General features: G+C 38.1%; 8 protein-coding genes and 1 tRNA gene. 4 read left to right on the top strand and 5 right to left on the bottom strand.

Going from position 1 to position 10472, the window contains the following annotated elements; all coding sequences use genetic code 11:
• Nucleotides 1-287: 287 nt before the first annotated feature.
• Nucleotides 288-1499 carry an ROK family transcriptional regulator gene (locus BACCELL_RS21945; protein ID WP_007217797.1) on the top strand — a complete coding sequence of 404 codons (1212 nt, stop codon included), beginning with the start codon at nucleotides 288-290 and terminating at the stop codon, nucleotides 1497-1499.
• Here the strand turns inward: BACCELL_RS21945 and BACCELL_RS21940 are convergent.
• The 5 genes from BACCELL_RS21940 to BACCELL_RS21920 form a co-directional block, all read right to left on the bottom strand.
• Nucleotides 1496-1957 (bottom strand): WbuC family cupin fold metalloprotein, encoded by a 462-nt coding sequence (locus BACCELL_RS21940; protein WP_007214282.1) that lies wholly within the window; start codon nucleotides 1955-1957, stop codon nucleotides 1496-1498. The genes BACCELL_RS21945 and BACCELL_RS21940 overlap by 4 nt on opposite strands.
• Nucleotides 1957-2304, bottom strand: a complete 348-nt coding sequence (locus BACCELL_RS21935; RefSeq protein WP_007214281.1) for a UpxY family transcription antiterminator — start codon at nucleotides 2302-2304, stop codon at nucleotides 1957-1959. Before BACCELL_RS21935 ends, BACCELL_RS21940 begins: the two co-directional genes overlap by 1 nt.
• Nucleotides 2280-3389, bottom strand: a complete 1110-nt coding sequence (locus tag BACCELL_RS21930; protein WP_007214280.1) for a Wzz/FepE/Etk N-terminal domain-containing protein — start codon at nucleotides 3387-3389, stop codon at nucleotides 2280-2282. The genes BACCELL_RS21935 and BACCELL_RS21930 overlap by 25 nt, the downstream gene beginning before the upstream one ends.
• A gap of 8 nt (nucleotides 3390-3397) precedes the next feature.
• Complete coding sequence (locus tag BACCELL_RS21925) at nucleotides 3398-5848, bottom strand: SLBB domain-containing protein (protein WP_007214279.1); 2451 nt, start codon at nucleotides 5846-5848, stop codon at nucleotides 3398-3400.
• 133 nt (nucleotides 5849-5981) lie between these two features.
• Nucleotides 5982-7658, bottom strand: a complete 1677-nt coding sequence (locus BACCELL_RS21920; RefSeq protein WP_007214278.1) for an SDR family NAD(P)-dependent oxidoreductase — start codon at nucleotides 7656-7658, stop codon at nucleotides 5982-5984.
• Between the two features lie 200 nt (nucleotides 7659-7858).
• Between BACCELL_RS21920 and BACCELL_RS21915 the strand changes: the two genes are divergently transcribed.
• The 3 genes from BACCELL_RS21915 to BACCELL_RS21905 all read left to right on the top strand — a co-directional run.
• Nucleotides 7859-7931, top strand: a tRNA-Thr gene (locus tag BACCELL_RS21915).
• Nucleotides 7932-8018: 87 nt separating this feature from the next.
• A complete protein-coding gene (mltG, locus tag BACCELL_RS21910; protein ID WP_007214277.1) occupies nucleotides 8019-9056 on the top strand; it encodes an endolytic transglycosylase MltG in 1038 nt (345 codons plus the stop codon).
• 98 nt (nucleotides 9057-9154) lie between these two features.
• The coding region (locus tag BACCELL_RS21905; protein ID WP_007214276.1) for an indolepyruvate ferredoxin oxidoreductase subunit alpha at nucleotides 9155-10472 on the top strand (1318 nt) is incomplete at its 3' end.

Raw genomic sequence — 10472 nt, 5'->3', positions numbered from 1 at the left:
CAAATATAGATATATTTATTAAATAAACAATAGATAATAAATTATTTTATTATTAAATTCTTATTATTCGATGCATTTAATTATATATAGCCATATTATTAATTAATAATAACGAGATAAAAGAAAAGAAACGCAAACTAAAGATAAAAAAGGAATAAGGAAAAAGGAGAGTTCAGCAATTATCAACTAAATAAAAAGAAGAAATAATATTCTTTTTCACATAGAAAGGTTGATATTAATAAAATTATTAAGTATCTTTGTTGACAATAATGAAATTAACAAAGAGTATGTATCAGCAATTCCTAAAAGAAATAGAAATGGGGTCTAAAAATGCCCTTATAAAAAAAAGGATTATCACCTATTATATATATAATGGTAGTTCTACAATTCCTGATCTCTCTAAGGAGTTAGATCTGAGTATCCCTACTGTCACTAAATTAATAGGTGAAATGTTCGATGAAGGTTATATAAATGATTATGGGAAACTGGAAACAAGCGGAGGACGCCACCCGCATCTATACGGCTTGAATCCTCAATCCGGTTACTTTATTGGAGTAGATATAAAAAAATTCTCCATCAATATCGGATTAATCAATTTCAAAGGAGATATGGTAGATCTCAAAATGGACATTCCTTATAATTTTGAGAACTCTTTGGAAGGAATGAACGAGCTTTGTAGCCTTATTCTCAATTTCATCAAGAAACTTTCAATTGACACTGAAAAGATTCTTAATATCAATGTCAATGTATCAGGTCGGGTAAACCCAGAATCCGGATATAGTTTCAGCCAGTTTAATTTTGAAGAACGTCCTCTTGCAGATGTATTAAGTGAAAGACTAGGATATACTGTCACAATCGACAATGATACACGAGCAATGACCTATGGAGAATACATGCAAGGATGCGTTAAAGGAGAAAAAGATATTATTTTCGTAAATGTCAGCTGGGGATTAGGAATCGGAATCATTATAGATGGAAAAATCTACAAAGGAAAATCAGGATTCTCAGGAGAATTTGGGCATATCAGCACATTTGATAATGAAATCATCTGCCACTGTGGAAAGAAAGGTTGTCTGGAAACAGAAGCTTCCGGCTCAGCATTACACCGTACTCTGCTGGAACGAATAAAGAAAGGAGAAAATTCTATTTTATCCGAACGGATTAATATGGAAAACCCATTAACATTAGATGAGATTATAGCAGCAGTAAACAAGGAAGATGTGCTATGCATTGAAATTGTCGAAGAAATCGGGCAAAAATTAGGTAAACAAATTGCCGGTCTTATAAATATCTTTAATCCCGAGTTAGTAATAATCGGAGGAACATTATCTCTAACCGGAGACTACATTACGCAACCTATAAAAACAGCAGTACGAAAATACTCCTTAAACCTCGTGAATAAAGACTCAGTTATCACGACATCCAAGTTAAAAGATAAGGCCGGCATTGTAGGTGCATGCATGCTGGCACGAAGCCGAATGTTTGAAGGTGCTAATTAAACCTCCAACATTCGTTTCATAAACACAGCCGCACCTTCCAAGTCGGAGGGTGCAGGCGCCCATGGCGCAATATCTTCGGGAGGAAGTGGTTTATAGGGGCCACTTTTGATTTCAAAAATCACAGTGCCTGGCTCTAAAGCAATAATACTATGCCAAGTACCGGAAGGAATCTCCACCCCATAGACTCCAGCCGACGGATTTAGGTTAACTTTTTCTATTACATTACCTAAATCATCATAAAAGAAAGTCAACAGACTTCCACGTAATACTACATAAGTCTCCTCTTTATCAGTGTGACGATGAGGAGGAAGATACGTTCCCGGCTCTAATGCGTTAAGCAAGCGATGAATAGGTGAGTCCAATGATTCATGAAAATTATAATTCATACGCAAACGAGAACTCTCTCGTGCTTCATGGGACACACTATCCAACAGTTCTTCTGAAATCAACTTCATCATTACTTCAATAATTGGGCAAACTTTCCTGGAAGGTTTGCCTTATCAGATACTATAGTAAGCTCTTTACCATCAGCATTCACTAAAAATGCCGCTTTTTGAGAAGCTACAACAGAGGTCATATCCTTAAGATCTCCCTCTACAAAAACACAACCGGAGAAAAAAGGAACAATAATTTCCTTTGTCTTTCCATTCCAGTTCACATAAATTGTTTGCATAGGACAATAAGTCTTATATCCGGCAACAGTAAGGTGTTGCATCAATTTACGTTCCAATCTTGGCGCTGTGTACAATACATACCAGCTACGCGAATTTTCATCCATCATCATATCGTTGTTTGCTTTTTCCATCCTTTTAATAAATCCTTTATAAACAATATCCATCCAACACTACCGACACCAGCCAAAAATACGAAACCTATCAGAATCATGGGCTTGCTAGGCTTAGACGGACGCAAAGGAACCGTCGCTGGCTGAACAACAGTATATACCGGAGTAATTTCTTGTACTTTAGCTTTTGCCATCTGTAACTGTTGGGCAACTTGAGTATATACATTATATGCTAAACTCATCTCATTTTGCAAACGCTCCTGCTCAGCACGATAACTTAACAAAATAATATTTTGATTGGCATCTACAAAAGATGCATACTTACTTTGGGCATCCGTATAGTTAGCTTTTGCTTCTGTATATAATTTCTCGGTAAAAGCCAAATCATGACGAGCTTTATTAGTTCGATATTCAGTTATATAATTCTGAAGGCGGTGCATTACTGTATCGGTTAATGAAGCAGAAATTAAAGGATCCTGCATTGTTACCGTCAAGGTAGTAACACCTGTCTTCTTATCAACAGAAACAGCAATACGTTTACTTAGCGCTTCGGCAATGTCTGCTTCATCTTTTGTTAATCTAAAAGGATCCAGTGTGCCAGTTCCTTCTACTTCATCATCCTTAAATAAAGAGATGGTCCAACCCAAAACTTTAAAAGGAGCAGAAATAATAGCACCCCACCAAGGAGCACGCTGATGTTCGTCCAAGTAAACATACAGTGTAGTATCTACCTTTTCTTTATCATCTTTGACCTTTACATCAAACAACTCAGTCAGAAACGGAGTAGAACTTACGATATCCGGATAAAGATCCGGATAAAGAGCATCTTCTCCAACAGAAGAGCCCATATTGATTCCAGCCATAGCAGCCAACGCTCCCATGCTACCTCCTGAAGTTTTCCCAGTGCTTTCTGGTGCTAACGTTACGCTAGTGGAATATTCTCTGGGAATGCTAAATGCAACAACCAGTCCTATTAACGCAGCATATCCACACGCTTTAAAAACCAATTTTCGCTCTGCCCAAACTTTCTTGGCAAGTTCAATCAAGTCTATTTCCTGTTCCTCTGGTTGTTGAGGAAGTGTATTCAGTTTTTTTTCTTCACCCATAATCCAAATTACTTAAAAGCGTTAGCCATAGTTGCTACCATTGCTGCAATTGTAGCAGTTGTACTACTAATACCCAAAATTTCAGCCATCGCCATATGCTTCTTTTCAGCCTTGCTGGGAACGATAATTTCACATCCCGGTTCTATAGCACTGGCATTTCTTGCCTTCAGACGAGATACCGTACCATTCATGTAAACCACATAAACTTTCTTCTTCTTTGCCATATTGCCATAACCACCCGCCTGATTAATATAGAATTTCAGATTCTTTCCCTTCTGATACACTACGGTATTAGGATACATGACCGAACCACTGATTTTCACAGTATTCACATATTCCGGAATATACAGTACATCTCCCTCACGCAAAACCAAATCAAAATCAGACTTTGGATTGGCTAAAGCTTTCTCCAGATCAATACCTACAGTATAGGTCTCTGACAGATTTAATTTCTGTATAGATATGGAGTCCTTTCCCTCACCATTCTGAGCCATACGGATAGCGTCATTCTGACGACGTCTTTCCTCATCGGACAATTTACGGATTAAACGAGCTCCTTTTACATAAGCATCCGGAGTTACACCACCAGCCTTGCTAACCAAGTCAGACAAGCGCTCATTCTTCTTCAATAAAGAATAGCTACCAGAGAAAAGTACTTCACCAGCAACAACCACATTCTGTTGCCTACGATAAGCAGGACTTCTACGAATATAAACAGCATCAAAGGGCTCTAAATAGAAGTTCTCCGCATTTCCTCCAACAATAAAACCATCTTTTATATCAAAAGTAAATGTTTTACCTAAAACACTACTGAATGAAGTGCTCTTAGGATCTTTAATACGACGAGTTACCTCAACCCTTGTTGTAGCAGCTTCTTCCAACAAACCACCTGCCTGAACAAGTAAATCTTCAATAGTCATATTCTTAGAAAAAAGGAAAGTACCCGGATTAGCAACTTCACCATAAATTGCAACCGTTTCTTCTTCTTTCAGGTCAGTAATACTTGGGATATACAGAATATCATTTTTCTGCAAAGGAATATCAGCAATTGTCCCATTTAATAGTCCTCCTAAATCAATAGCAATGATTTCATGAGACAGGTCTTCATGCTCTCTATCTATAATTACTCTATTCAGGAAAGCATCTCCACGCAATCCTTCAGCTTTCTTTATTAATTGTTTCACCGTATTTACTGTACCGTCTAGTTGATATAAACCGGCACGATAAACAGCACCACGAACTTCTACACGATTTTCAAAACGATCCAGTACAGCATCTATCGTAATCATATCTCCATCATCCAAACGGAAAACAGAGTAATCCATTTCATCTACATTAAAGACCTGATGTTCACGTCCACTCTTACGCACAAGACGAATGGCTTTTTTATAAGCATCACCAGTAAAACCACCTGCATAATTTAATATGGTAGCAACAGTCTCTGTAGGTTTCATCTCATAAAACATCGGTCTTTTGACTTTACCCACAATCTCAACCAGAGACTGATAAGGATCTACAATGATCACGTCACCTTCCTGAAGGCGTATATCATCCTTCATTTTACCTTTCATTATAAAGTCGTAAACATCCAGATCAGCAAAGGTTTTACCATCGCGTACCACTTTAATACTACGTAAACTACCGATACGGTTTACACCACCAGCACGATATAAAGCATGAAATACAGTGGAAAATGCAGATAAGGTATAAGTTCCCGGTACAGAAACCTCACCCATAATATTAATTTGTATCGTACGAATGTCACCCAATGTCAATTTTATCTCAGAGTTGGGCTCAGTACCTGAAATTCCAGAATAGATTTTAGAAAACTCACGTTGCAAAAAAGAGTTCGCCTCTTTTACAGTCATACCACTAAGATGAACGGGACCTAAACCACGGACTAAAATAGTTCCTTCGGGAGAAATCGTCTGACGAATTGTATTTTCTGAAGCTCCCCAGATATCTATAATAACTTCATCACCCGGGCCTAAACGGTAATTTACCGGAGTAGCCAGATTTGCACTCGGCTCAAAAGAAAGGTTTCTATTAGAAAATAAACTATGACCAAAAATATTGCTTCCTGGTGCTTCAGGAGTAGCTTTCGCATCACGTTTTAAATCAATTATTTCTTTCTGTTCTTCTAATTCTGCTTCTTCATAAGAAGTACCTCTAATAGCTTTCCCGTCTGTCATTAAAGAAGTACGTTCACGAAGTTGAGAGGGTTTGTTTTCTACTCCATCTGCAGCAGTACTATGCTCGGCATATTTTTTTTGTATACGAGCAACCTGTTCTTTGGTTACTCCTCTACGCAATAGCTCAGTAGTCATTTGCTTTTGCGATTTGCCAGTTCTCTGTGCTTCTTTCACATATTGAACCACCTGATCATCCGACATTTGCTGGGCCATAACGCCCCCTACAAGGATGAAGATTGAAAAGAATAGTGCTATTAATCTACGCATAAGATATTTGATTAATCTTTAAAATTCCTACAGTTAAATATAAATCGGGCACAAAGGTAGCACATTATTTCAGAACGCCCATTTATTTTACATCGAAATTTCGGAAAAAGAATTAAAAACTCCATTCAGCCGTTCAGGCATCCGCACAAGACTCAGAAAAATATGAGATTATTTTTTTCATTTTGTTAATTATTACCGCTGAATCCTGCATGCAATTATTTTCCGTTAAAGTATTAATCTGCTCGCAAATCATAGTATAATCAATGAAATATCCTTTGCTTTTCCTTATTTTTTCATAGCTGGTGGGCAGTGTATCTTCTACTGCATCATCTTCAAACACATAGATTTCACCATTCTCACCCAAATTCCCCGTTTCCAATATCAACTGACAAGCTTCCGATACAGTCATTAAACTGCGAGGGGCATCAGGATATACATCACTGAAGCGAACTACAAATAATTTAGTAAGACTATTTTCCTGCACTACTTTGCGAGATAATCCCTGTACGTACATTTCAGCCAAACATTTACTATACCCCATAGCATGCACCGGACAGAAAGCATGATCTGTAGAAATTATCATACATTTTTTAATTTTGTATTTTACAGACAAATCCGCAACAGTCTTTGTTCCTAAAATATTCACCTGTATAGCTTCAGAAGCATAATCTTCAAGCATGGCAACGTGTTTATATGCTGCAGCATGAAAGACTAACTGCGGCATACACTCTCTGAAAATAGCCTCCATACGAGTATAATTTGTAACATCTGCTACTAATACCCGTACTTCGAGATTCTTCCAATGGTCAGACAATTCCAATTGAATATCATACAAAGGAGATTCAGCCTGATCAACCAATATCAACTGATATGGATTTAGCGCCGCCAACTGGCGAACGATTTCCCGCCCTACAGTACCAGCAGCACCGGTTATCAATATTCGATGTCCCTCAACATAAGCCGCTATTTTACGGATATCAACCTGAATTGGTTCACGACGAAGCCAATCTTCTATATGGATATCTTTTATAATTCCATCATCCAAACAATCGCTCAAGGGAGGCACTGTCATCACATGAATATCCTGAGCTAACATTTGTGCTACTATACCAGACTGTTCCAAATCCACCAACTTATCAGGTGAAGCAATAATCGTACGTACATTCTTCCTTTTTAAGTGTTCAAATAACATCTTATCATTAGCATATACCCTACATCCCATGGTGTGTTTGCCTATCATCCACGGCTCATCAGAAATAAAACCACATACACGATAATGATTATTTCTACTTACACGCATAGATTTTGCTATATTCACTCCAGTTCCACGAAAGCCATAAATAAACACATTCACACAATGCCGAATATCAAAAGACAAAACTTCATGCAACATTTTCACCAAAATGCGCAGACATGCCATGAATATGAAGTTAAGAATATATGCTATAAAAATTATTCCACTGGGTAATGTTTCTCCCAAACCAAAAGCTGACCAGCAAAAATTTCCTACCCCCAGTACTCCATAGCTCAATGTAAGAGATATAAACACTCTATAGATATCCACAAACGAAGAAAAACGAATAACTCCAACATATGTATGAAAGACAGAAAAGAAACACAGATTACAAAACAAAGAGAAAAAAATCATCCATACATACAATGACATCTTATATATTATAGAAGATACCCCGAGCTGAAGGATACATGCTAAAAGCATGGAAATCATTATCAAACAAATATCAATAGCCAATATAGTCCACTTGGAGGCAATACGGGATGAAAGATTCTTATAATATATCTTCAAATTCATAATTATTGTCAGATTTTAGGTTGACAGTAAGATTTGCAAAGATGTATTTTTTATATTGATAAAACAATTATTTTAGAAGGAAAAATGACAGAGCAAATATAGAAAACCATTTTAAGAAAGATTTTTTCAAAAAAAAACCTTTTTCTTTTCGTAATTTCAAAGAAAGATGTAATTTTGCACCCCGTAAATGAAAAGTCACTGCCGCTATAGCTCAGTTGGTAGAGCAACGCATTCGTAACGCGTAGGTCGCCAGTTCAAGTCTGGCTAGCGGCTCAAAGGAAAGGAGATGCTTATGCATCTCTTTTTTTATTTCATAGATTCTTCTTACCTTTGCCTGACTAAAGAAAACTGTAGAAACCGATGAAAAAGAAGACAAAAAGAATTCTCATAGGAGGATTGACAGCCCTGTTCCTTATTGGTGCAGCTTGTGCCGGAACATTCTATTATTATTTATTCTATCCACAGTTTCATCCCTCCAAAACAGCTTATATTTATATCGACAAAGACGATACACCGGATTCCATATATAACAAGGTAAAAAAACAGGGACATCCGAAAAGTTTTTCAGGCTTTCTCTGGATGGCTAAATGGCGTGACTACAATTCAAACATCCACACCGGATGCTATGCCATCCGTCCAGAAGAGAGTGTTTACCACGTCTTTAGTCGTTTATATAGAGGATATCAAGAACCTATAAATCTGACCATTAGCAATGTACGTACTTTAGATAGACTTGCTCGCAGCGTAGGTAAACAACTTATGATTGATTCTACTGAAATTGCAGCAATAATGAACGACTCGCTATTTCAAAAGAAAATGGGATATACAAAGGAAACAATGGCCAGCCTGTTCATTCCCGAAACTTATCAAGTATATTGGAATATGAGCGTACAGGATTTCTTTGACCGTATGAAGAAAGAACATGAGAAATTCTGGAATCAGGAACGACTAGCCAAGGCCACAAGCATAGGCATGACCCCGGAAGAAGTATCGACGCTCGCCTCTATTGTAGAAGAAGAAACAAATAACAATGAAGAAAAGCCCATGGTTGCAGGTCTCTACATAAATCGTTTAAATAAGGGTATGCCCTTACAGGCCGATCCCACCATTAAATTCGCACTTCAAGATTTCGCTCTAAGAAGAATTACGAATGAGCACCTGAATGTAAAGTCACCCTACAATACTTATCTAAATGCCGGATTACCACCGGGACCGATACGTATTCCTTCAACCATTGGCATTGATGCTGTGCTGAATTATGCAAAGCACAATTATATTTATATGTGTGCCAAAGAGGACTTTTCAGGTACCCATAACTTTGCTTCCAATTACACTGATCATATGAAAAATGCTAGAAAATATTGGAATGCTTTAAACGAAAGAAAGATTTTCAAGTAAAATCGTAATAAAATAAAAGCAAAAGGCTATATTTGCGAGTGAAAAACGCAGATTATTTTCTTATTAATAATCCATGACTAACATTAAAACAATCAGATATGAGCAAGCAACTCTTACTTGGCGATGAAGCCATTGCACAAGCTGCATTAGATGCCGGACTCTCAGGCGTTTACGCCTATCCCGGCACTCCTTCCACGGAAATAACAGAATACATCCAAATGGCACCCATTACGGCTGAACAAAATATTCACAGTCGTTGGTCTTCTAACGAAAAGACCGCAATGGAAGCCGCTTTGGGTATGTCATTTGTTGGTAAACGAGCATTAGTCTGTATGAAACATGTAGGTATGAATGTAGCTGCCGACTGTTTTATCAATTCAGCCGTTACCGGTGTAAAAGGTGGATTAATCGTAATAGCAGCGGATGATCCCAGCATGCACTCTTCACAAAATGAACAAGACAGCCGTTTTTACGGTGATTTCTCACTTATTCCCATGTACGAACCAAGTAATCAGCAAGAAGCGTACGACATGGTTTATAACGGCTTTGCATTCTCTGAAAAAATCGGCGAACCGATATTATTGCGTATGGTCACTCGTCTCGCCCACTCTCGTTCAGGTGTAGAGCAAAAGGCTCAACAAGTCCAGAATGAAATATCTTTCAGTGAAGACCCACGCCAATTTATCCTATTACCAGGTAATGCACGCAAACGTTACAAAGTTTTGTTGGAACGTCAGGCTGAATTCATAGAAGCCTCTGAAAGTTCTCCATATAATAAGTATATAGATGGTCCTAACAAAAAAATGGGTATCATAGCTTGCGGTATCGGCTACAACTATCTGATGGAAAACTATCCTGACGGCTGTGAATATCCTGTATTAAAGATTGGGCAATATCCATTGCCCAAGAAACAACTTCTACAGCTGGTAGAAGCCTGCGATGAGATTCTGGTATTGGAAGATGGACAACCTTTCGTTGAGAAACAGTTGAAAGGTTATCTCGGCATTGGCGTTAAAGTAAAAGGACGTCTGGATGGCACATTGCCACAGGACGGTGAATTAAATCCGGACAAGGTAGCGCGCACCGTAGGAAAAGAAAACAAATCAGAGTTTGGAGTGCCTTCTCTTGTAGAAATGCGCCCACCTGCACTTTGCGAAGGTTGTGGACATCGTGATATGTATACTGTACTGACGCAAGTACTAAAAGAAGAATATCCAACTCATAAGGTATTCAGTGATATCGGTTGTTATACTTTAGGAGCCAATGCGCCATTCAATGCCATCAATTCATGTGTAGACATGGGGGCATCCATTACAATGGCAAAAGGCGCCTCTGATGGCGGTCTTCACCCCGCAGTGGCAGTCATCGGAGACTCAACTTTTACCCATTCCGGCATGACAGGACTTCTAGACTGTG

Source organism: Bacteroides cellulosilyticus DSM 14838, assembly GCF_000158035.1.
GTDB lineage: Bacteria > Bacteroidota > Bacteroidia > Bacteroidales > Bacteroidaceae > Bacteroides > Bacteroides cellulosilyticus.
Note: the sequence above shows the minus strand (reverse complement) of the source record. Positions and strands in the feature narration are given on the sequence as shown.

What these genes read in the sequence shown, in the direction of transcription:
- BACCELL_RS21945 (WP_007217797.1), top strand. Translation starts at nt 288, where the DNA reads ATGTATCAGCAATTCCTAAAAGAAATAGAAATGGGGTCTAAAAATGCC.
- BACCELL_RS21940 (WP_007214282.1), bottom strand. Translation starts at nt 1,957, where the DNA reads ATGATGAAGTTGATTTCAGAAGAACTGTTGGATAGTGTGTCCCATGAA.
- BACCELL_RS21935 (WP_007214281.1), bottom strand. Translation starts at nt 2,304, where the DNA reads ATGGAAAAAGCAAACAACGATATGATGATGGATGAAAATTCGCGTAGC.
- BACCELL_RS21930 (WP_007214280.1), bottom strand. Translation starts at nt 3,389, where the DNA reads ATGGGTGAAGAAAAAAAACTGAATACACTTCCTCAACAACCAGAGGAA.
- BACCELL_RS21925 (WP_007214279.1), bottom strand. Translation starts at nt 5,848, where the DNA reads ATGCGTAGATTAATAGCACTATTCTTTTCAATCTTCATCCTTGTAGGG.
- BACCELL_RS21920 (WP_007214278.1), bottom strand. Translation starts at nt 7,658, where the DNA reads ATGAATTTGAAGATATATTATAAGAATCTTTCATCCCGTATTGCCTCC.
- mltG (WP_007214277.1), top strand. Translation starts at nt 8,019, where the DNA reads ATGAAAAAGAAGACAAAAAGAATTCTCATAGGAGGATTGACAGCCCTG.